Here is a 20,516-nt window from a genome sequence, read left to right as displayed (position 1 = left end):
GTGGGTAACTCGCCTGTGGATAACCGACCGTTCCACACACAGGTTTTCCGATGGCGCAGCACAGGCAGGACACCGTTTCTCAACCGTGTTGTCATTCTCTGTACAGTACGGACTAGAAGGGCTTGAGTCAGTTATCCACAGATAAGGCCGTCCCTAGTCTTTATAAGCTTTACAGAAAAGCTTTAAATACTTTCCTTCTTTATTTTTATATCTAGCCGACCCTGGCTCACAACCCCGTACCCGGACATACATAGATAAAGGAAAAGCTGGTTGGAAATTGACCTAGAGGCTTGCTTTCTCTAGAATCGCCGATCTCTTAAAACGGGGGCCATTCCGGCCCGTTGTGGACGAACCAGGTAACACGACATGAAACGTACTTTCCAACCAAGCACTATCAAACGCGCTCGTACCCACGGTTTCCGTGCTCGCATGGCTACCAAGAACGGTCGTGCCGTCCTGTCGCGTCGTCGCGCCAAAGGTCGTGCGCGTCTGGCAGTTTGATAATCCGGCACTGGAGGTGAGTCAGGACTTCAGTCGGGAAAAGCGTCTGCTTACTCCCCGGCACTTCAAGGCGGTCTTTGACTCCCCTACCGGCAAGGTTCCGGGGAAAAATCTCCTGCTCCTTGCGCGCAACAACGATCTTGATCATCCCCGTCTGGGGCTCGTGATCGGGAAAAAGAGCGTAAAACTCTCCGTTGAGCGCAATCGCCTCAAGCGTCTGATGCGCGAATCGTTTCGTCTCCACCAGGACTCACTGGTCGGATGGGATATCGTTATCGTCGCGCGCAAAGGTTTGGGCGATGTAGAAAACCCCGAATTGATTCAGCATTTCGGCAAACTCTGGAAACGCCTGGCACGCAACAAGCCGGTACCAGCAGCCAACTCCGAAACTGTAGGGGTAGACAGTCCCGATGCGTAAACTGGCACTCGTTCCGATCCAGTTTTACCGCTATGCCATTAGTCCTCTGATGGCCAATCACTGTCGTTTCTACCCCAGTTGTTCCTGCTACGCGTTGGAAGCCATCGAAAATCATGGCCTTCTGCGCGGTGGCTGGCTGACCTTTCGTCGTTTAGGTCGCTGTCATCCGTGGAATCCCGGTGGTTATGACCCGGTTCCACCTATCCCTACCTCCCGTTCTTCTTCGATGGCCGAGTAATCATGGATATCAAACGCACGATCCTGATCGTCGCCCTGGCAATCGTGTCCTATGTCATGGTTCTTAAATGGAACCAGGATTATGGCCAAGCTGCCCTGCCGACTCAGAATGTTGCTTCCAGCACGACCGCCCCGGGCTTGCCGGATGCGCCAACAGGCACTTCCGCTGCCAACGACGACATTCCGCGCGCGGCAAGCGACACCACCGCACCCGCTGAAGCGCCTGTAGCGGCAAGCAAAGATCTCATTCAGATCAAAACGGATGTGCTCGACCTGGCTGTCGATCCACAAGGTGGGGATATCGCGCAACTGCGTTTGCCACTGTATCCACGTCGTCAGGACCACCCGGAAATCCCGTTCCAGCTGTTCGATAACGGCAACGAACGGACTTACCTGGCACAAAGTGGCCTGATTGGCAGCAACGGCCCGGACGCAAGCCCGGCCGGTCGCCCGATCTACTCGGCCGAGAAGAAAAGTTATCAACTGGCTGACGGTCAGGACCAATTGGTGGTCGACCTGAAGTTCAGCAAGGACGGCGTCAACTACATCAAGCGCTTCACCCTGAAGCGTGGCTTGTATGACATCACCGTTTCCTACCTGATCGACAACGAAAGCGCGCAGCCCTGGACCGGTGCGATGTTCGCCCAGCTCAAGCGCGACGCCAGTTCCGATCCATCCTCCAGCACCGCCACCGGCACCGCGACTTACCTGGGCGCCGCCCTGTGGACAAGTTCCGAGCCGTACAAAAAAGTGTCCATGAAAGACATGGACAAGGTGAACGAAGACAAATCCAAGGCACCCATCACTGAAAATGTTCAGGGTGGTTGGGTTGCCTGGCTGCAGCACTACTTCGTAACCGCCTGGATTCCGCCAAAAGGCGAGAACAACCAGGTTCTGGCGCGTAAAGACAGCAAAGGCAACTACATCATCGGCTACACCGGCCCTTCGATGACCGTTGCTCCGGGTGCCAAGGCTGAAACCAGTGCCATTCTGTATGCCGGCCCGAAAAGCCAGGCCGTGCTGAAAGAGTTGTCCCCAGGCCTGGAACTGACCGTGGACTACGGCTTCCTGTGGTTCATTGCCCAGCCGATCTTCTGGCTGCTGCAACATATCCACAGCCTGGTGGGTAACTGGGGCTGGTCGATCATCTTCCTGACCATGCTGATCAAGGGGATCTTCTTCCCACTGTCGGCTGCCAGCTACAAGTCCATGGCACGCATGCGTGCAGTGGCTCCGAAACTGGCCGCGCTGAAGGAAAAATTCGGCGACGATCGTCAGAAAATGTCCCAGGCGATGATGGAGCTGTACAAGAAAGAGAAGATCAATCCGCTGGGCGGCTGCTTGCCGATCCTGGTGCAGATGCCGGTCTTCCTGTCCCTGTACTGGGTACTCCTGGAAAGCGTGGAAATGCGCCAGGCACCGTTCATGCTGTGGATTACCGACCTGTCGATCAAGGATCCGTTCTTCATCCTGCCGATCATCATGGGCGCCACCATGTTCATCCAGCAGCAGCTGAACCCGACACCTCCGGATCCGATGCAGGCCAAGGTGATGAAAATGATGCCGATCATCTTCACCTTCTTCTTCCTGTGGTTCCCGGCGGGTCTGGTGCTGTACTGGGTAGTGAACAACTGCCTGTCGATCGCTCAACAGTGGTACATCACTCGTAAGATCGAAGCGGCTACCAAGAAAGCAGCTGCCTGACCTACGCTGTGGATAACCACACAAGACGCCCCCTAGTGGGGCGTTTTGCTATCTGTCACTTTTGTCTGGATGTCGGGTTATGAATGTCCCTCGTGAAACCATCGCTGCCATTGCTACCGCCCAGGGCCGCGGCGGCGTGGGTATCGTACGGATTTCCGGGCCCCTGGCGGGCGCGGCAGCCAAAGCCATCAGCGGCCGTGAGCTGAAGCCGCGGTTTGCCCATTACGGGCCGTTTCTCAGTGAGCAAGAAGAAGTCCTGGATGAGGGGATTGCCCTGTATTTCCCCGGGCCGAACTCCTTCACCGGCGAAGACGTGCTGGAACTGCAGGGCCACGGCGGCCCGATTGTTCTCGACATGCTGCTGCAGCGCTGCCTGGAACTGGGCTGCCGCCTGGCTCGGCCGGGAGAATTCAGCGAGCGTGCGTTCCTCAACGACAAACTGGACCTGGCCCAGGCCGAAGCCATTGCCGACCTGATCGAGGCCAGTTCGGCACAGGCTGCGCGCAATGCCCTGCGTTCGCTGCAAGGGGCGTTCTCCCAGCGTGTGCATAACTTGACCGAGCAACTGATCGCCCTGCGGATCTATGTCGAAGCGGCGATCGATTTTCCCGAGGAAGAAATCGACTTCCTTGCCGATGGCCATGTGTTGAGCATGCTCGATGCAGTGCGTGACGAGTTATCCACAGTACTGCGTGAAGCCGGGCAGGGCGCCTTGCTGCGCGATGGCATGACCGTGGTGATCGCCGGGCGCCCAAATGCCGGCAAATCCAGCCTGCTCAACGCCCTGGCTGGGCGCGAGGCTGCCATCGTCACTGATATCGCCGGCACCACCCGGGACATCCTGCGCGAACATATCCACATCGACGGCATGCCGTTGCACGTGGTGGACACCGCAGGGCTGCGGGACACCGAGGACCAGGTGGAAAAGATCGGTGTCGAACGGGCCCTCAAGGCCATCAGCGAGGCCGACCGGGTGTTGCTGGTGGTGGACGCCACCGCAGCGGAAGCAGCGGACCCCTTCGCCCTGTGGCCGGAGTTTCTCGAACAGCGGCCAGACCCGGCCAAGGTCACGCTGATTCGCAACAAGGCCGATCTGACCGGTGAACCCATTGCCCTGGAAACCTGTGACGATGGCCATGTCACCATCAGCCTCAGTGCCATGGCCGCGGGTAGCGGGCTGGAACTGCTGCGGGACCACCTGAAAGCCTGCATGGGCTATGAACAGACATCCGAAAGCAGCTTCAGTGCGCGCCGCCGGCACTTGGAGGCATTGCGCTACGCCAGTGCCGCCCTGGAACATGGCCGGGCACAGTTGACCCTGGCAGGTGCCGGCGAACTGCTGGCCGAGGACTTGCGCCAGGCCCAGCAATCGCTGGGGGAAATCACCGGGGCCTTCAGTTCCGATGACCTGCTGGGGCGGATCTTCTCCAGCTTCTGCATCGGCAAGTAATCATCCTTCCGAGCAAGCGCCTGTGGACAACTCCCTCCGGGATACCGTCTGCGGGCGTTACCTTTATCCCCCATCCAAGCCCGCTGCGACATTGAGTAACAGCGCCTGCCTGAAAATCACCGCTTTATCCCCCGGTTAATCAACCAATAGCCGTCATATCGCAGAAGTTCGCATAAACGCCGACTTGGTTCCCTATTTGCATCCTTTTCTTGTACAGGTTTATACATCTCGGGAAATTCCCCGGCATGCGTCGCCTGGGCCGACGGTTGGAAGCCGGCTGGTCTTCATGAACCTGCATTCAAGGAGCTGAAATGGCTGACGCGGGCAATGTTCTACAGCGTGGCCTGAGCACCCGGCACATCCGCTTTATCGCCCTGGGCTCTGCGATCGGCACAGGCTTGTTCTACGGTTCGGCGGCCGCCATTCAACGGGCGGGGCCTTCGGTTCTGCTGGCCTATCTGATTGGCGGCGCAGCCATCTACCTGACCATGCGCGCCCTGGGAGAGATGGCAGTCAGGACTCCTGTTTCAGGCTCTTTCGGACATTACGCCAGCAGTTATCTGGGACGTTTTGCGGGGTTTCTCACCGGTTGGAGCTACGCCTTTTCCATGCTCATGGTGTGCCTGGCTGACGTCACCGCATTCGGCGTCTACATGGGCCTGTGGTTTCCCGATACTCCCCGCTGGATCTGGGTGCTGAGCATTGTCCTGGGCATTGGCGCCTTGAACCTGTGCAGCGTAAAGGTGTTCGGCGAGCTGGAGTTCTGGCTGTCGCTGCTCAAGGTTGGCGCCATTGTGGCCATGATCGTCGGCGGCTTTACCCTGCTGTTCTTCGGCATCCAGCTTGGGGAGGAACAAAGCCGGGGAGGGCTGGCCAATCTCTGGGAATATGGCGGCTTTTTCCCTAATGGCGTGGAGGGCATGATCGCCTCCTTCACCATCGTCATGTTCGCCTTTGGTGGAATCGAAGTCATCGGCATCACCGCCGGCGAGGCCAAGGACCCGCAGCGCATGATCCCCAAGGCCATCAACTCGGTACCGCTGCGGATCCTGATCTTCTACGTACTGACCTTGCTGATTCTGTTGACCCTGGCTCCCTGGTCGAGCATCGGTAGCCATGGCAGCCCGTTCGTGCAGATCTTCAGCAGCCTGGGGATCAGTTCGGCGGCCACGGTGCTGAATATCGTAGTGATTTCCGCCGTGGTCTCGGCCATCAACAGCGATATCTTCAGTGCCGGGCGAATGATGTATGGCATGGCGGCGATCGGGCAGGCGCCGGCAGTGTTCGCCAGGACCTCCCGCTTCGGCGTGCCCTGGATGACGGTGTTGGTCATGTCGGTGGCGTTGCTGCTGGGGGTGCTGCTCAACTACTGGATCCCGCAGGAACTGTTCCTGATCTTTGCCTCGCTGGTGACCTTTTCCGTGGTCTGGGTCTGGCTGATGATCCTGCTGTCACAAATGGCCATGCGTCGTGGCATGAGTGCCCAGGAAATCGACGAACTGAAGTTTCCGGTACCCCTGGGCGCAGCGGGTCAGGCCTGTGCCGTGGTTTTCATGTTGTTCATCTTCGGTGTGCTGGGCGCATTTGCCGATACGCGCCTGGCACTGTATGTGGGGCTGGGCTGGTTGGCGCTGCTGTCGCTGGCCTATTGGATATGGATCAAACCGGATACCACCGGCTCGGCCGCCGCCGAGCCCGGTATCGGAACTCAGGAAAAGGGATAACCCATGGGATCGTTCGAGTTGCCGCCTACAACCATTGAAGCCTTTCAGCGCGATGGCGCTGTGTGCATTCGCCAACTGTTCAGCAGCGATGAAGTCGGCCTGCTGGAGCGGGGGATCGAGCACAACCTGGCGTTTCCCAGCGAACGGGCCAAGGTCGCCAGCCGTCCGGACGACCCTGGCTGGTTCTTCGAGGACTTCTGCAACTGGCAAGAGAACCCGGCCTATCGGCAGTTCATCTTCCAGAGCCGGGTTGGCCATGTGGCTGCGCAACTGATGGGCAGCGATCAGGCTCGCCTGTATCACGACCACCTGCTGGTCAAGGAACCCAATACCCGGCAACGCACGCCCTGGCACCAGGACCAGCCGTACTACAACGTCGAAGGCCGGCAGAACTGCAGCATGTGGATGCCGGTGGACCCGGTGGCCCGGGAATCGACCCTGGAGTTCATTGCCGGCTCGCACCTGGGGCCCTGGCTGATGCCGCGAACCTTTCTCGACAACCAGGCCAGGTGGTTCCCCGAGGGCAGCCTGGCTGATCTTCCGGACATCGAGGCCGATCGTTCAGCATGGAACATTCTGGGCTGGGAACTGCAGCCCGGCGACGCAGTGTTTTTCCACATGCTGACCCTGCATGGGGCCGGCGGTGTAGGCGGAAATAGACGACGGCGGGCATTTTCCCTGCGTTTTCTCGGAGAAGACATGCGCCATGCCCCGAGACCATGGCGAACCTCACCGGAATTCCCCGGCCTGGTCGAACAGTTGGCCGCCGGCGCCGCTCTGGAACATGAGCTGTTTCCACGTTTGTGGCCTCGCGACCTGGCCTGAACGGGCATTTATCCACCGGCAGGTCGCGCTCGCGGCCTGTCTTTTCGCGTTATCCAGCTTCCATTTTCGTTCTTTGCCCTGGGCGAAGGGGGGTAGCTGTGGGCGTCTATCAGTGGAAAGCAGGTTTTTCTGTGGATTAAGCCCTGTGAATAACTGCCCTTCAGCTCAGTTGATAACCGGGCTCCAAAACTGAGGAAAACCACCCCTGTGGATAACCACCCCATTCATCCACAGGCTTAAACCGGTTATCCAAGGGCCTCATGGCTACCTAATCACAGAGTTTAAAATCTCTGTACACAAGCTAAATAGCGGTGTGTAGCGATCTATCCACAGATAGGGTGGTGTATAAGAATAAACATAAAAACAAGGTTTTAATAAATCTCTCTCTTTTAATTTCTATTGTCCGCCAGTCATCCACAGCTGGTTAAATTTTGTGCAAAGGGTTCTTTAGAAAGGTCGAAGTCCCTATACTTGCCGCCTTGGTCCAAAAACCAACCCGACAACTACTCCTAATTACTCCTACTTGAAGCAGGCACGAGGTGCGTGGTGGATTTCCCTTCCCGTTTTGAAGTGATCGTCATCGGCGGCGGTCATGCCGGTACCGAGGCAGCACTTGCATCAGCACGCATGGGGGCAAAAACCCTGTTGCTGACGCATAACGTGGAAACCCTCGGTGCCATGAGCTGCAATCCCGCGATCGGCGGCATTGGCAAGAGCCACCTGGTCAAGGAAATCGATGCCCTGGGCGGCGCGATGGCCATGGCTACTGATAAGGGCGGCATCCAGTTTCGCGTGTTGAACAGCCGCAAAGGCCCAGCCGTGCGCGCTACCCGCGCCCAGGCCGACCGTATTCTGTATAAGGCAGCTGTTCGCGAGATTCTGGAAAACCAGCCCAACCTGTGGATATTTCAACAGGCGGCTGACGACCTGATCGTTGAACAGGATCAGGTCCGTGGTGTTGTGACCCAGATGGGCCTGCGTTTCTTCGCCGAATCCGTGGTGTTGACCACCGGTACCTTCCTCGGCGGACTTATCCACATCGGTATGCAGAACTACTCCGGCGGTCGTGCTGGTGATCCGCCCTCGATTGCCCTGGCGCAACGACTTCGGGAACTGCCTCTGCGTGTCGGCCGCCTGAAAACCGGCACACCGCCGCGTATTGATGGCCGTTCTGTGGATTTCTCGGTAATGACCGAGCAACCTGGCGATACCCCGATTCCCGTGATGTCGTTCCTGGGGTCGAAAGAGCAGCATCCACCGCAAGTCAGTTGCTGGATTACCCACACCAACGCCCGCACCCACGAAATCATTGCTTCGAACCTCGACCGTTCGCCGATGTACTCCGGGGTGATCGAAGGTATTGGCCCGCGTTACTGCCCGTCGATCGAAGACAAGATCCATCGCTTTGCCGACAAGGAAAGCCACCAGGTCTTCATCGAGCCCGAAGGCCTGACTACCCACGAGCTGTACCCGAACGGGATATCCACCTCCCTGCCATTCGACGTGCAACTGCAGATCGTGCAGTCGATTCGCGGCATGGAAAACGCCCATATCGTGCGCCCGGGCTATGCCATCGAGTACGACTACTTCGACCCGCGGGACTTGAAGTACAGCCTGGAAACCAAAGTCATCGGTGGCCTGTTCTTCGCAGGCCAGATCAATGGCACCACCGGCTATGAAGAAGCCGGTGCCCAAGGTTTGCTGGCCGGGGCCAACGCGGCACTGCGTGCTCAGGGCAAAGACAGCTGGTGCCCGCGTCGCGACGAGGCCTATATCGGGGTACTGGTGGATGACCTGATTACCCTGGGCACCCAGGAACCGTACCGGATGTTCACGTCCCGGGCGGAATACCGCTTGATCCTGCGTGAAGACAACGCCGACCTGCGTCTGACCGAAAAAGGTCGCGAACTGGGGCTGGTGGATGACGTGCGCTGGGCCGCTTTCTGCAAGAAACGCGAAGGCATTGCCCAGGAAGAACAACGTTTGAAGTCCACCTGGGTTCGTCCGGGTACCGAGCAGGGTGATGCCATTGCACAAAAATTCGGCACGCCGCTGACCCACGAATACAACCTGCTGAACCTGCTGAGCCGTCCAGAAATCGACTACGCTGGTCTGGTCGAAGTGACCGGGCAAGGCGCTGAAGATCCACAGGTCGCCGAACAGGTCGAGATCAAGACCAAGTACGCCGGCTACATCGATCGCCAGCAGGACGAAATTGCTCGCCTGCGCGCCAGTGAAGACACCAAATTGCCTGTGGATATCGATTACAGCGGTATTTCCGGCCTGTCGAAGGAAATCCAGAGCAAGCTCGGAGCGACCCGCCCGGAAACCCTGGGCCAGGCCTCGCGGATTCCCGGTGTGACCCCGGCAGCGATCTCCCTGTTGATGATTCACTTGAAAAAACGCGGCGCGGGCCGTCAGTTGGAGCAAAGCGCTTGAGTTCTATGGTCACCCCACAACACGCGGATGAGTTATCCACAGGCGCTCGCCAGCTCGGCGTCGAACTGAGCCCGACCCAGCACCAATTGCTGCTGGGTTACCTGGCCCTGTTGATCAAGTGGAACAAGGCCTACAACCTCACTGCGGTGCGCGATCCCGATGAAATGGTCTCCCGCCATCTGCTCGATAGCCTGAGCGTGATGTCGTTCATCGAAAACGGCCGCTGGCTGGACGTCGGCAGCGGTGGCGGCATGCCCGGCATCCCGCTGGCGATCCTGTTTCCCGAGTCGCAAGTCACCTGTCTGGACAGCAACGGCAAGAAAACCCGCTTCCTGACCCAGGTCAAACTCGAACTCAAGCTCGAAAACCTGCAAGTTATCCACAGTCGGGTCGAAGCCTTCACCCCTGAGCAGCCTTTCAACGGGATCATTTCCCGGGCGTTCAGCAGCATGGAGAACTTCACCAGCTGGACCCGCCACCTGGGCGACCGCGATACACGCTGGCTGGCAATGAAGGGCGTCCATCCCTCGGATGAGCTGTTAGCATTGCCGGCAGACTTCCACCTCGATAGCGAACACGCCTTGGCCGTACCCGGTTGCCAAGGCCAACGCCATCTGCTGATACTGCGCCGCACGGCATGATTGGGAACACAAGCAAGAATGGCTAAGGTATTCGCGATAGCGAACCAGAAAGGTGGCGTGGGCAAGACCACCACCTGCATCAACCTCGCAGCATCCCTGGTAGCGACCAAGCGCCGGGTGCTGTTGATCGATCTTGATCCACAGGGCAACGCCACCATGGGTAGCGGTGTGGATAAACACGGTTTAGAAAACTCGGTCTATGACCTGCTGATCGGTGAGTGCGACCTGGCCCAGGCCATGCATTTCTCCGAGCACGGCGGTTACCAGTTGCTGCCGGCCAACCGCGACCTGACGGCCGCGGAGGTGGTGCTGCTGGAAATGCAGATGAAGGAAAGCCGTCTGCGCAGCGCCCTGGCGCCAATCCGTGAAAACTACGACTACATCCTGATCGACTGCCCGCCGTCGCTGTCGATGCTCACCCTCAACGCCCTGGTCGCCGCCGATGGGGTCATTATCCCCATGCAGTGCGAGTACTACGCGTTGGAAGGTTTAAGCGACCTTGTGGATAACATCAAGCGCATCGCCGAACTGCTCAACCCGGAGCTGAAGATCGAAGGCTTGCTGCGCACCATGTTCGACCCGCGCCTGAGCCTGATGAACGATGTTTCCGCGCAGCTCAAGGAACACTTCGGCGATCAGCTGTATGACACCGTGATTCCGCGCAACATCCGTTTGGCCGAAGCGCCGAGCTACGGTATGCCGGCGTTGGCGTACGACAAACAATCCCGTGGTGCGCTGGCCTATCTGGCCCTGGCGGGCGAGATGGTTCGCCGGCAACGTAAACAATCCCGCGTCGCAGCCGCCCAGCCAACTTAAGGAATCCCCATGGCCGTCAAGAAACGAGGTCTCGGACGTGGACTGGATGCACTGTTGAGTGGTCCGACTGTCAGTGCCCTGGAAGAACAAGCGGTGCAGGCCGACCAGCGTGAGCTGCAGCACCTGCCCCTGGACCTGATCCAGCGTGGCAAGTACCAGCCGCGCCGGGATATGGACCCGCAGGCACTGGAAGAACTGGCCAACTCGATCAAGAGCCAGGGTGTGATGCAGCCGATCGTGGTCCGTCCCATTGGTGGTGGTCGTTTCGAGATCATCGCCGGTGAACGCCGTTGGCGCGCCAGCCAGCAGGCCGGCCAGGAGACCATCCCGGCGATGGTCCGCGATGTGCCGGATGAAACCGCCATCGCCATGGCGCTGATCGAGAACATCCAGCGCGAAGACCTCAATCCCATCGAGGAAGCGGTGGCTCTGCAGCGCCTGCAGCAGGAGTTCCAGTTGACTCAGCAACAGGTCGCCGAAGCGGTGGGCAAGTCCCGCGTCAGCGTGGCCAACCTGCTGCGCCTGATTGCCTTGCCTGAGGTGATCAAGACCATGCTGTCCCACGGCGACCTGGAAATGGGTCATGCCCGTGCCTTGCTCGGATTGCCGGAAAATCAACAGGTTGAAGGGGCGCGACACGTTGTCGCACGGGGCCTCACCGTGCGCCAGACCGAGGCCCTGGTTCGCCAGTGGCTGAGCGGCAAACAGGAACCTGCTGAACCGGTCAAGCCAGACCCGGATATCGCCCGTCTCGAGCAGCGCCTGGCCGAGCGCCTGGGCTCTGCGGTGCAGATCCGCCACGGCAAGAAGGGTAAAGGTCAGCTGGTGATCGGCTACAACTCCCTGGATGAGCTGCAAGGCGTCCTCGCTCACATCCGCTGAAACATTTCCTTATGTAGCGCGCAGTCGGAAATCACTACCCGGCAGTTGAATAGGGGCTGAACCGCCCCTATACTCTGCGCGCATTTTGTCGGCACAAATTATGCCAAGTTAATGAATTCTGGCAGCCGACCCTTGAGGAGCAAGAGCGATGGAAACCCGCACGCCAAACCGCTTGCCGTTTCATCGCTTGGCGGTTTTTCCGGTTTTACTGGCTCAGTTGATCATTTTACTGATAGCCGCTCTGGCGCTCTGGCAATGGCGTGGAGTCGTAGCCGGATACTCAGGCCTTTGCGGAGGACTGATAGCCTTGCTACCCAATGTGTATTTCGCTCACAGGGCATTTCGGTTTTCCGGCGCCCGAGCGGCCCAAGCCATCGTCCGGTCTTTTTATGCCGGTGAGGCGGGCAAACTGATTTTGACGGCGGTGCTGTTTGCACTGACGTTTGCAGGTGTGAAGCCATTGGCGCCGCTGGCTGTATTCGGCGTCTTCGTGCTGACCCAACTGGTCAGCTGGTTCGCTCCCCTGCTAATGAGAACAAGACTTTCGAGACCTTAGGGCGTTTGAGGCAACCATGTCAGCAGAAACAACCGCTTCGGGCTATATCCAGCACCACTTGCAGAACCTGACCTTCGGTCAGCTACCCAATGGGAGCTGGGGCTTTGCCCACTCCGCAGCAGAAGCCAAGGAAATGGGCTTCTGGGCATTCCACGTCGATACCCTCGGCTGGTCTGTCGCACTGGGTGTGATCTTCATTCTTCTGTTCCGCATGGCGGCCAAGAAGGCGACTTCCGGCGTGCCGGGCGCTTTGCAGAACTTCGTTGAAGTCATGGTTGGCTTCGTCGATGGCAGCGTGAAGGACAGTTTCCACGGCCGCAGCCCGGTGATCGCACCGTTGGCACTGACCATTTTCGTCTGGGTGTTCCTGATGAACGCCATCGACCTGGTACCGGTGGACTGGATTCCACAACTGGCCATGTTGATCTCCGGCGACCAGCACATTCCGTTCCGTGCCGTATCCACCACTGACCCGAACGCCACCCTGGGCATGGCCCTGTCGGTGTTTGCGCTGATCATTTTCTACAGCATCAAGGTCAAGGGCATCGGCGGCTTCATCGGCGAACTGACCCTGCACCCGTTCGGCAGCAAGAACATCCTGGTTCAGGCGCTGCTGATTCCGGTGAACTTCCTGCTTGAATTCGTGACCCTGGTTGCCAAGCCGATCTCGTTGGCACTGCGTCTGTTCGGCAACATGTATGCCGGCGAACTGGTGTTCATCCTGATCGCTGTGATGTTCGGCAGCGGCCTGCTGTGGCTCAGCGGCATGGGTGTAGTTCTGCAATGGGCGTGGGCTGTGTTCCACATCCTGATCATCACCCTGCAGGCCTTTATCTTCATGATGCTGACCATCGTCTACCTGTCGATGGCGCACGAAGAGAACCATTAAGACCAGTCTCGACTAGTCTGATGTCCCTCTCGTTGCGGCGAGAGGGGGCCCGTCTCGGGTCAATGAAACGATTTGTTTTACCGCTTTAATCTAAAAAACCTAAACCATACGACGTAAAAGTCGGGAGGAAAGATGGAAACTGTAGTTGGTCTAACCGCTATCGCTGTTGCACTGTTGATCGGCCTGGGCGCACTGGGTACCGCAATTGGTTTCGGCCTGCTGGGCGGCAAGTTCCTGGAAGGCGCAGCGCGTCAGCCAGAAATGGTTCCAATGCTGCAAGTTAAAATGTTCATCGTTGCCGGTCTGCTCGACGCCGTAACCATGATCGGTGTTGGTATCGCTCTGTTCTTCACCTTCGCAAACCCCTTCGTTGGTCAACTCGCTGGCTAATCACTCGATTCTTCGAGTTGATTGGTGTGACGGACAACGAACGAGCGAGGTGTTGGCGTGAACATTAATGCAACCCTGATTGGCCAGTCCGTTGCGTTCTTAATTTTTGTATTGTTCTGCATGAAGTTCATTTGGCCTCCGGTCATTGCAGCTCTGCACGAACGTCAAAAGAAGATCGCGGATGGACTGGACGCTGCCAGCCGAGCAGCTCGTGACCTGGAACTGGCCCAAGATAAAGCGGGTCAGCAACTGCGCGAAGCTAAAGCTCAGGCAGCTGAAATCATTGAGCAAGCCAAGAAGCGCGGTTCTCAGATCGTCGACGAAGCCCGTGAACAGGCTCGTGTCGAAGCTGAACGTGTGAAGGCTCAGGCTCAGGCCGAGATCGAACAGGAACTGAACGGCGTCAAAGACGCGCTGCGCGCCCAACTGGGCAGCCTGGCAGTCAACGGCGCAGAGAAGATCCTGGGTGCCACAATCGATCAAAACGCGCACGCAGAGCTGGTTAACAAACTGGCTGCTGAAATTTAAGCGAGGGCGATCATGGCAGAACTGACCACGTTGGCCCGACCTTACGCTAAGGCGGCCTTCGAGCACGCTCAGGCCCACCAGCAGCTGGCCTCTTGGTCAGCCATGCTCGGCCTGGCTGCAGCGGTGTCACAAGATGACACCATGCAGCGCGTGCTTAAGGCCCCGCGACTGACGAGCGCAGAAAAGGCCAGCACTTTTATCGAAGTGTGTGGCGACAAGTTTGATGCACAGGCACAGAATTTCATTCACGTTGCCGCCGAAAACGACCGTCTCCTGCTGTTGCCGGAGATCTCCGCTCTGTTCGACCTGTACAAGGCCGAGCAAGAGAAATCGGTGGATGTGGATGTGACCAGTGCGTTCGCATTGAACCAAGAACAGCAAGACAAACTCGCCAAGGTTCTCAGTGCACGGCTCGGCCGGGAAGTGCGACTGCACGCTGCGGAGGATGCCAGCCTTATTGGTGGCGTCGTAATCCGCGCCGGCGACCTGGTTATCGATGGCTCGATTCGCGGCAAACTCGCGAACCTTGCCGAAGCATTGAAATCTTGAGTTTGAAGGGGCAGCAGAGCAATGCAGCAACTCAATCCTTCCGAAATAAGTGAAATTATCAAGGGCCGCATCGAAAAGCTCGATGTGACCTCCCAAGCCCGTAACGAAGGCACTGTCGTCAGCGTATCTGACGGCATCGTGCGGATTCACGGTCTGGCCGACGTTATGTATGGCGAGATGATCGAGTTTCCGGGCGGCGTCTACGGTATGGCCCTCAACCTGGAGCAAGACTCCGTAGGTGCCGTTGTATTGGGCGCGTACACCAGTCTGGCTGAAGGCATGAGCGCCAAGTGCACTGGCCGCATCCTGGAGGTTCCGGTTGGTAAGGAACTGCTGGGTCGCGTAGTCGACGCACTGGGTAACCCAGTTGACGGCAAAGGTCCGCTGAACAACACCGAGACCGACGCGGTCGAGAAAGTTGCTCCAGGCGTGATCTGGCGTAAGTCGGTAGACCAGCCTGTACAGACTGGCTACAAGGCTGTCGATGCCATGATCCCAGTCGGCCGTGGCCAGCGTGAGCTGATCATCGGTGACCGTCAGATCGGTAAGACCGCTCTGGCGATCGACGCGATCATCAACCAGAAAGACAGCGGCATTTTCTGCGTCTACGTGGCTATCGGTCAGAAGCAATCGACCATCGCCAACGTGGTTCGCAAGCTGGAAGAAAACGGTGCACTGGCTAACACCATCATCGTTGCAGCGAGCGCTTCGGAATCTGCAGCACTGCAATTCCTGGCTCCGTACTCCGGTTGCACCATGGGCGAATACTTCCGCGACCGCGGTGAAGACGCGCTGATCGTTTATGACGATCTGTCCAAGCAAGCAGTGGCTTACCGCCAGATTTCCCTGCTGCTGCGCCGTCCACCAGGCCGTGAAGCTTACCCAGGCGACGTGTTCTATCTCCACTCCCGTCTGCTGGAGCGCGCATCCCGCGTTTCCGAAGAGTACGTAGAGAAGTTCACCAACGGCGCAGTGACTGGCAAGACCGGTTCCCTGACCGCTCTGCCGATCATCGAAACCCAGGCTGGCGACGTTTCCGCGTTCGTTCCGACCAACGTGATCTCCATCACCGACGGTCAGATCTTCCTGGAATCGGCCATGTTCAACTCCGGGATCCGTCCTGCTGTGAACGCCGGTGTTTCGGTATCCCGTGTGGGTGGTGCCGCTCAGACCAAGATCATCAAGAAGCTGTCCGGTGGTATCCGTACCGCTCTGGCTCAGTACCGTGAACTGGCGGCATTCGCCCAGTTCGCTTCTGACCTGGACGAAGCGACCCGTAAGCAACTTGAGCATGGTCAGCGCGTTACCGAGCTGATGAAGCAGAAGCAATATGCGCCGATGTCCATCGCCGACATGTCCTTGTCCCTGTATGCCGCTGAACGTGGCTTCCTGACGGACGTCGAGATTGCCAAAGTTGGTAGCTTCGAACAGGCCATGATTGCTTACTTCAACCGCGATCACGCCGACCTGATGGCGAAGATCAACGTGAAGGGTGACTTCAATGACGAAATCGACGCTGGCCTGAAAGCCGGTATCGAGAAGTTCAAAGCCACCCAAACCTGGTAAGCCGCAGCGGGAGCCGCAAGGCTCCCGCTTGCTAACCTGATAGGTGTTACATGGCAGGCGCAAAAGAGATTCGCAGTAAGATTGCGAGCATCAAAAGCACGCAAAAAATTACCAGCGCCATGGAAAAAGTGGCGGTCAGCAAAATGCGCAAGGCACAAATGCGCATGGCTGCTAGCCGTCCTTATGCGGAGCGCATCCGCCAGGTTATTGGTCATCTGGCCAACGCCAACCCGGAATATCGTCACCCGTTCATGATCGACCGTGCTATCAAGCGCGTCGGTTACGTTGTGGTGAGCAGTGACCGTGGTCTGTGTGGTGGCTTGAACACCAACCTGTTCAAGGCCCTGGTCAAGGACATGGCGGTAAACCGCGAACAAGGCGTCGAGATCGATCTGTGTGTGGTCGGTAGCAAGGGTGCGGCCTTCTTCCGCAACTTCGGCGGGAACGTCGTTGCAGCTATCAGCCATCTGGGTGAAGAGCCGTCGATCAATGATCTGATCGGCAGCGTCAAGGTGATGCTGGATGCGTACCTGGAAGGCCGGATTGACCGCCTGTCCGTGGTATCCAACAAGTTCATCAACACCATGACCCAGCAGCCGACCGTGGAGCAGTTGATTCCACTGGAGGCAACCCCGGATCAAGAACTCAAGCACCACTGGGACTACCTCTACGAACCGGATGCCAAGGAGCTGCTGGACGGCTTGATGGTCCGTTACGTGGAGTCGCAGGTCTACCAGGCGGTGGTCGAGAACAACGCAGCTGAACAAGCGGCGCGGATGATCGCAATGAAGAACGCTACCGACAACGCCGGTGATTTGATCAGCGATTTGCAGCTGATCTACAACAAGGCGCGTCAGGCTGCGATCACCCAAGAGATCTCGGAAATCGTCGGCGGCGCTGCCGCGGTTTAACGGTTCAAATATTCAGAGGATCCAGCTATGAGTAGCGGACGTATCGTTCAAATCATCGGCGCCGTTATCGACGTGGAATTTCCACGCGACAGCGTACCGAGCATCTACGACGCCTTGAAGGTTCAAGGCGCCGAAACCACTCTGGAAGTTCAGCAGCAGCTGGGCGACGGCGTGGTGCGTACCATTGCGATGGGCTCCACCGAAGGCTTGAAGCGCGGTCTGGACGTCAACAACACTGGCGCAGCCATCTCCGTACCGGTCGGTAAAGCGACCCTGGGCCGGATCATGGACGTACTGGGCAACCCAATCGACGAAGCCGGTCCTATCGGTGAAGAAGAGCGTTGGGGCATCCACCGTCCAGCACCTTCCTTCGCAGAACAGGCAGGCGGCAACGACCTGCTGGAAACCGGGATCAAGGTAATTGACCTGGTTTGCCCGTTCGCCAAGGGCGGTAAAGTCGGTCTGTTCGGTGGTGCCGGTGTAGGCAAGACCGTAAACATGATGGAACTGATCCGTAACATCGCCATCGAGCACAGCGGTTATTCCGTGTTCGCCGGTGTGGGTGAGCGTACTCGTGAGGGTAACGACTTCTACCACGAGATGAAGGACTCCAACGTTCTGGACAAAGTGGCACTGGTCTACGGCCAGATGAACGAGCCGCCGGGAAACCGTCTGCGCGTAGCCCTGACCGGCCTGACCATGGCCGAGAAGTTCCGTGACGAAGGTAACGACGTTCTGCTGTTCGTCGACAACATCTACCGTTACACCCTGGCCGGTACCGAAGTATCCGCACTGCTGGGCCGTATGCCTTCCGCAGTAGGCTACCAGCCGACCCTGGCTGAAGAGATGGGCGTTCTGCAAGAACGTATCACTTCGACCAAGCAAGGCTCGATCACCTCGATCCAAGCGGTATACGTACCTGCGGACGACTTGACCGACCCGTCGCCAGCGACCACCTTCGCCCACTTGGACGCCACCGTCGTTCTGTCCCGTGACATCGCTTCCCTGGGTATCTACCCAGCGGTAGACCCACTGGACTCGACCTCCCGTCAGCTGGACCCGAACGTGATCGGCAACGAGCACTACGAAACCGCTCGCGGCGTTCAGTACGTACTGCAGCGTTACAAAGAGCTGAAGGACATCATTGCGATCCTGGGTATGGACGAGCTGTCGGAAACCGACAAGCAGTTGGTATCCCGCGCTCGTAAGATCCAGCGCTTCTTGTCGCAGCCGTTCTTCGTGGCTGAAGTCTTCACTGGTTCTCCAGGCAAATACGTTTCCCTGAAAGACACCATCGCTGGCTTCAAAGGCATCCTCAACGGTGACTACGACCACCTGCCAGAACAAGCGTTCTACATGGTCGGCGGCATCGACGAAGCGATCGAGAAAGCCAAGAAACTGTAATCCCGGCGCCCGGCAACGGGCGCTAATTTAGGTTGAGGCAAGCAGATGGCTATGACAGTCCATTGCGATATCGTCAGCGCGGAAGGGGAAATCTTCTCCGGTCTGGTGGAGATGGTGGTTGCGCACGGTGAACTGGGTGATCTTGGTATCGCTCTGGGTCACGCACCGCTGATCACCAACCTGAAGCCAGGTCCGATCCGCTTGATCAAGCAGGGCGGGGAAGCCGAGGTGTTCTACATCTCCGGTGGTTTCCTCGAGGTTCAGCCGAACATGGTCAAGGTTCTTGCCGACACCGTGCAACGTGCTGCCGACCTGGACGAAGCCTCCGCTCAGGAAGCCGTCAAGGCTGCTGAGAAGGCCCTGAATGAAAAAGGCGCAGATTTCGACTACGGTTCTGCTGCTGCACGTCTGGCCGAGGCCGCAGCTCAGCTGCGTACCGTCCAGCAGATCCGCAAGAAGTTCGGCGGCTAAGCCGCAGGCTTTCTGTGTGATTGATTAAAAAGGGTAGCCTCGGCTACCCTTTTTATTTTCCGCCATTCACCCCCCTCTTGGTCGCAGTCTGACCTTCCAGGATTGGTAGCCAGTCATGTCTCTCGAAATCGTTATCCTCGCCGCAGGCCAGGGCACCCGCATGCGTTCGGCGCTGCCCAAGGTTCTTCACCCGGTCGCCGGCAACTCCATGCTCGGGCATGTTATCCACAGCGCCCGGCAACTCGATCCACAGCGTATTCATGTGGTGATCGGCCACGGTGCGGATGCGGTGCGTGAGCGTTTGGCGGCCGATGACCTGAATTTCGTGTTGCAGGACAAGCAACTGGGCACCGGTCATGCGGTGGCCCAGGCCGTGCCTTTTATCACTGCTGACACGGTGCTGATCCTCTACGGCGACGTGCCGCTGATCGAAGTCGAGACCCTGCAGCGCCTGCTCAAGCAGGTGGGGCCGGAGCAACTGGGCCTGCTTACCGTCGAGCTGGACGACCCTACCGGCTACGGGCGCATCGTTCGTGATGCCGACGGCAAAGTCGTCGCGATTGTCGAGCAGAAGGATGCTGACGAAGCCACCCGCGCCATCACCGAAGGCAACACCGGCATTCTCGCAGTGCCCGGCAAGCGCCTGGGCGACTGGACCGGCCGGCTGTCCAACAACAACGCCCAGGGCGAGTACTACCTCACCGACGTGATCGCCATGGCGGTCAGCGACGGCCTGATCGTCGCCACTGAGCAGCCCCACGACGCCATGGAAGTGCAGGGCGCCAACGACCGCAAGCAACTGGCCGAGCTGGAGCGGCACTACCAGCTGCGGGCCGGCCGCCGGTTGATGGCCCAGGGCGTGACCTTGCGCGACCCGGCACGTTTTGATGTGCGTGGCGAAGTCACCGTTGGCCGTGATGTGCTGATCGACATCAACGTGATTCTCGAAGGCCGGGTAGTGATCGAGGACGACGTGGTGATCGGCCCCAACTGCGTGATCAAGGACAGCACCCTGCGCAAGGGCGCGGTGATCAAGGCCAACAGCCATCTCGATGGCGCGGTGATGGGCGAGGGCAGCGATGCCGGTCCGTTCGCCCGGCTGCGTCCCGGTACCGTGCTGGAAGCCAGGGCTCATGTGGGTAACTTCGTCGAACTGAAGAATGCCCACCTGGGCCAGGGTGCCAAGGCCGGCCACCTGACCTACCTGGGCGACGCGGTGATCGGTGCGCGCACCAACATTGGCGCCGGCACCATCACCTGCAACTACGATGGGGTGAACAAGCACAAGACGATCATGGGCGAAGACGTGTTCATCGGCTCCAACAACTCGTTGGTAGCACCTGTGGATATCTCCTCCGGCGCCACCACGGCTGCCGGTTCCACCATCACCCAGGATGTGGCCCCGGCTCAACTGGCGGTCGGCCGCGCCCGGCAGAAGAACATCGATGGCTGGAAACGGCCGGAGAAGATCAAGAAGGACTGAGGTTATCCACAACCGCGGAACCCTGTTCGCCGGCAAGTTGGCTCTTACACCCATCTGTAGGAGCCGGCTTGCCGGCGATTTTTTTTCACCTGCGCGCTTGACGAAGTTTCGATCTTGGGTTTTTATTGCTTC

The 20,516-nt window shown here is 58.4% G+C and carries 21 protein-coding genes; all 21 read left to right on the top strand.

Annotated features, from left to right (window positions below; translation table 11 throughout):
• Positions 1 to 366 precede the first annotated feature (366 nt).
• Positions 367 to 501: a 50S ribosomal protein L34 gene (rpmH, locus tag KI242_RS31625; RefSeq protein ID WP_003213577.1), complete on the top strand. Its 135-nt coding sequence runs from the start codon at positions 367 to 369 to the stop codon at positions 499 to 501.
• A 16-nt stretch (positions 502 to 517) separates the two neighbouring features.
• Positions 518 to 919 (top strand): ribonuclease P protein component, encoded by a 402-nt coding sequence (gene rnpA, locus KI242_RS31620; protein ID WP_026020269.1) that lies wholly within the window; start codon positions 518 to 520, stop codon positions 917 to 919.
• On the top strand, positions 912 to 1,157 hold the full coding sequence (yidD, locus tag KI242_RS31615) for a membrane protein insertion efficiency factor YidD (RefSeq protein WP_003213574.1): 246 nt from the start codon (positions 912 to 914) through the stop codon (positions 1,155 to 1,157). The genes rnpA and yidD overlap by 8 nt, the downstream gene beginning before the upstream one ends.
• 2 nt (positions 1,158 to 1,159) lie before the next feature.
• Positions 1,160 to 2,860: a membrane protein insertase YidC gene (gene yidC / locus KI242_RS31610; protein ID WP_011064394.1), complete on the top strand. Its 1,701-nt coding sequence runs from the start codon at positions 1,160 to 1,162 to the stop codon at positions 2,858 to 2,860.
• Positions 2,861 to 2,939: 79 nt separating this feature from the next.
• The gene (gene mnmE, locus KI242_RS31605) at positions 2,940 to 4,310 is read left to right on the top strand and encodes a tRNA uridine-5-carboxymethylaminomethyl(34) synthesis GTPase MnmE (protein WP_041120513.1); all 1,371 of its coding nucleotides are present in this window, start codon (positions 2,940 to 2,942) and stop codon (positions 4,308 to 4,310) included.
• 311 nt (positions 4,311 to 4,621) lie between these two features.
• Positions 4,622 to 6,034, top strand: coding sequence for an amino acid permease (locus KI242_RS31600; protein ID WP_077934979.1), 1,413 nt, complete (start codon positions 4,622 to 4,624; stop codon positions 6,032 to 6,034).
• Positions 6,035 to 6,037: 3 nt separating this feature from the next.
• Entirely contained in the window at positions 6,038 to 6,859 is an 822-nt protein-coding gene (locus KI242_RS31595; protein WP_015637576.1) for a phytanoyl-CoA dioxygenase family protein, read from the top strand.
• 546 nt (positions 6,860 to 7,405) lie between these two features.
• Complete coding sequence (gene mnmG / locus KI242_RS31590) at positions 7,406 to 9,298, top strand: tRNA uridine-5-carboxymethylaminomethyl(34) synthesis enzyme MnmG (protein WP_011064390.1); 1,893 nt, start codon at positions 7,406 to 7,408, stop codon at positions 9,296 to 9,298.
• A 5-nt stretch (positions 9,299 to 9,303) separates the two neighbouring features.
• Complete coding sequence (gene rsmG / locus KI242_RS31585) at positions 9,304 to 9,939, top strand: 16S rRNA (guanine(527)-N(7))-methyltransferase RsmG (RefSeq protein WP_015637574.1); 636 nt, start codon at positions 9,304 to 9,306, stop codon at positions 9,937 to 9,939.
• Between the two features lie 18 nt (positions 9,940 to 9,957).
• Positions 9,958 to 10,755 (top strand): ParA family protein, encoded by a 798-nt coding sequence (locus KI242_RS31580; protein WP_011064388.1) that lies wholly within the window; start codon positions 9,958 to 9,960, stop codon positions 10,753 to 10,755.
• Between the two features lie 9 nt (positions 10,756 to 10,764).
• The gene (locus tag KI242_RS31575; RefSeq protein ID WP_011064387.1) at positions 10,765 to 11,637 is read left to right on the top strand and encodes a ParB/RepB/Spo0J family partition protein; all 873 of its coding nucleotides are present in this window, start codon (positions 10,765 to 10,767) and stop codon (positions 11,635 to 11,637) included.
• Between the two features lie 148 nt (positions 11,638 to 11,785).
• Positions 11,786 to 12,193, top strand: a complete 408-nt coding sequence (locus tag KI242_RS31570) for a F0F1 ATP synthase subunit I (RefSeq protein ID WP_015637573.1) — start codon at positions 11,786 to 11,788, stop codon at positions 12,191 to 12,193.
• 16 nt (positions 12,194 to 12,209) lie between these two features.
• Complete coding sequence (gene atpB, locus KI242_RS31565) at positions 12,210 to 13,082, top strand: F0F1 ATP synthase subunit A (RefSeq protein WP_011064386.1); 873 nt, start codon at positions 12,210 to 12,212, stop codon at positions 13,080 to 13,082.
• A 132-nt stretch (positions 13,083 to 13,214) separates the two neighbouring features.
• Complete coding sequence (gene atpE, locus KI242_RS31560; RefSeq protein ID WP_002555987.1) at positions 13,215 to 13,472, top strand: F0F1 ATP synthase subunit C; 258 nt, start codon at positions 13,215 to 13,217, stop codon at positions 13,470 to 13,472.
• Positions 13,473 to 13,529: 57 nt separating this feature from the next.
• A complete protein-coding gene (locus KI242_RS31555; protein ID WP_011064385.1) occupies positions 13,530 to 14,000 on the top strand; it encodes a F0F1 ATP synthase subunit B in 471 nt (156 codons plus the stop codon).
• Positions 14,001 to 14,012: 12 nt separating this feature from the next.
• Positions 14,013 to 14,549, top strand: a complete 537-nt coding sequence (locus KI242_RS31550) for a F0F1 ATP synthase subunit delta (RefSeq protein ID WP_011064384.1) — start codon at positions 14,013 to 14,015, stop codon at positions 14,547 to 14,549.
• Positions 14,550 to 14,570: 21 nt separating this feature from the next.
• Positions 14,571 to 16,115, top strand: a complete 1,545-nt coding sequence (gene atpA, locus KI242_RS31545) for a F0F1 ATP synthase subunit alpha (protein WP_011064383.1) — start codon at positions 14,571 to 14,573, stop codon at positions 16,113 to 16,115.
• A gap of 50 nt (positions 16,116 to 16,165) precedes the next feature.
• A complete protein-coding gene (gene atpG / locus KI242_RS31540) occupies positions 16,166 to 17,026 on the top strand; it encodes a F0F1 ATP synthase subunit gamma (RefSeq protein ID WP_011064382.1) in 861 nt (286 codons plus the stop codon).
• A 27-nt stretch (positions 17,027 to 17,053) separates the two neighbouring features.
• Positions 17,054 to 18,430, top strand: a complete 1,377-nt coding sequence (atpD, locus tag KI242_RS31535; protein ID WP_011064381.1) for a F0F1 ATP synthase subunit beta — start codon at positions 17,054 to 17,056, stop codon at positions 18,428 to 18,430.
• 45 nt (positions 18,431 to 18,475) lie between these two features.
• On the top strand, positions 18,476 to 18,901 hold the full coding sequence (locus KI242_RS31530; protein WP_011064380.1) for a F0F1 ATP synthase subunit epsilon: 426 nt from the start codon (positions 18,476 to 18,478) through the stop codon (positions 18,899 to 18,901).
• A gap of 115 nt (positions 18,902 to 19,016) precedes the next feature.
• A complete protein-coding gene (gene glmU / locus KI242_RS31525) occupies positions 19,017 to 20,384 on the top strand; it encodes a bifunctional UDP-N-acetylglucosamine diphosphorylase/glucosamine-1-phosphate N-acetyltransferase GlmU (protein ID WP_077934978.1) in 1,368 nt (455 codons plus the stop codon).
• The last annotated feature ends 132 nt before the right edge of the window (positions 20,385 to 20,516 follow it).

The organism is Pseudomonas sp. Eqa60 (assembly GCF_018326405.1).
GTDB lineage: Bacteria > Pseudomonadota > Gammaproteobacteria > Pseudomonadales > Pseudomonadaceae > Aquipseudomonas > Aquipseudomonas protegens.
This window is presented reverse-complemented; position numbering and strand designations above follow the sequence as displayed.

What these genes read in the sequence shown, in the direction of transcription:
- rsmG (WP_015637574.1), top strand. Translation starts at nt 9,304, where the DNA reads ATGGTCACCCCACAACACGCGGATGAGTTATCCACAGGCGCTCGCCAG.
- atpA (WP_011064383.1), top strand. Translation starts at nt 14,571, where the DNA reads ATGCAGCAACTCAATCCTTCCGAAATAAGTGAAATTATCAAGGGCCGC.
- KI242_RS31595 (WP_015637576.1), top strand. Translation starts at nt 6,038, where the DNA reads ATGGGATCGTTCGAGTTGCCGCCTACAACCATTGAAGCCTTTCAGCGC.
- atpE (WP_002555987.1), top strand. Translation starts at nt 13,215, where the DNA reads ATGGAAACTGTAGTTGGTCTAACCGCTATCGCTGTTGCACTGTTGATC.
- KI242_RS31580 (WP_011064388.1), top strand. Translation starts at nt 9,958, where the DNA reads ATGGCTAAGGTATTCGCGATAGCGAACCAGAAAGGTGGCGTGGGCAAG.
- KI242_RS31575 (WP_011064387.1), top strand. Translation starts at nt 10,765, where the DNA reads ATGGCCGTCAAGAAACGAGGTCTCGGACGTGGACTGGATGCACTGTTG.
- mnmE (WP_041120513.1), top strand. Translation starts at nt 2,940, where the DNA reads ATGAATGTCCCTCGTGAAACCATCGCTGCCATTGCTACCGCCCAGGGC.
- KI242_RS31570 (WP_015637573.1), top strand. Translation starts at nt 11,786, where the DNA reads ATGGAAACCCGCACGCCAAACCGCTTGCCGTTTCATCGCTTGGCGGTT.
- atpD (WP_011064381.1), top strand. Translation starts at nt 17,054, where the DNA reads ATGAGTAGCGGACGTATCGTTCAAATCATCGGCGCCGTTATCGACGTG.
- KI242_RS31550 (WP_011064384.1), top strand. Translation starts at nt 14,013, where the DNA reads ATGGCAGAACTGACCACGTTGGCCCGACCTTACGCTAAGGCGGCCTTC.
- yidD (WP_003213574.1), top strand. Translation starts at nt 912, where the DNA reads ATGCGTAAACTGGCACTCGTTCCGATCCAGTTTTACCGCTATGCCATT.
- KI242_RS31600 (WP_077934979.1), top strand. Translation starts at nt 4,622, where the DNA reads ATGGCTGACGCGGGCAATGTTCTACAGCGTGGCCTGAGCACCCGGCAC.
- glmU (WP_077934978.1), top strand. Translation starts at nt 19,017, where the DNA reads ATGTCTCTCGAAATCGTTATCCTCGCCGCAGGCCAGGGCACCCGCATG.
- rpmH (WP_003213577.1), top strand. Translation starts at nt 367, where the DNA reads ATGAAACGTACTTTCCAACCAAGCACTATCAAACGCGCTCGTACCCAC.
- atpB (WP_011064386.1), top strand. Translation starts at nt 12,210, where the DNA reads ATGTCAGCAGAAACAACCGCTTCGGGCTATATCCAGCACCACTTGCAG.
- yidC (WP_011064394.1), top strand. Translation starts at nt 1,160, where the DNA reads ATGGATATCAAACGCACGATCCTGATCGTCGCCCTGGCAATCGTGTCC.
- atpG (WP_011064382.1), top strand. Translation starts at nt 16,166, where the DNA reads ATGGCAGGCGCAAAAGAGATTCGCAGTAAGATTGCGAGCATCAAAAGC.
- KI242_RS31530 (WP_011064380.1), top strand. Translation starts at nt 18,476, where the DNA reads ATGGCTATGACAGTCCATTGCGATATCGTCAGCGCGGAAGGGGAAATC.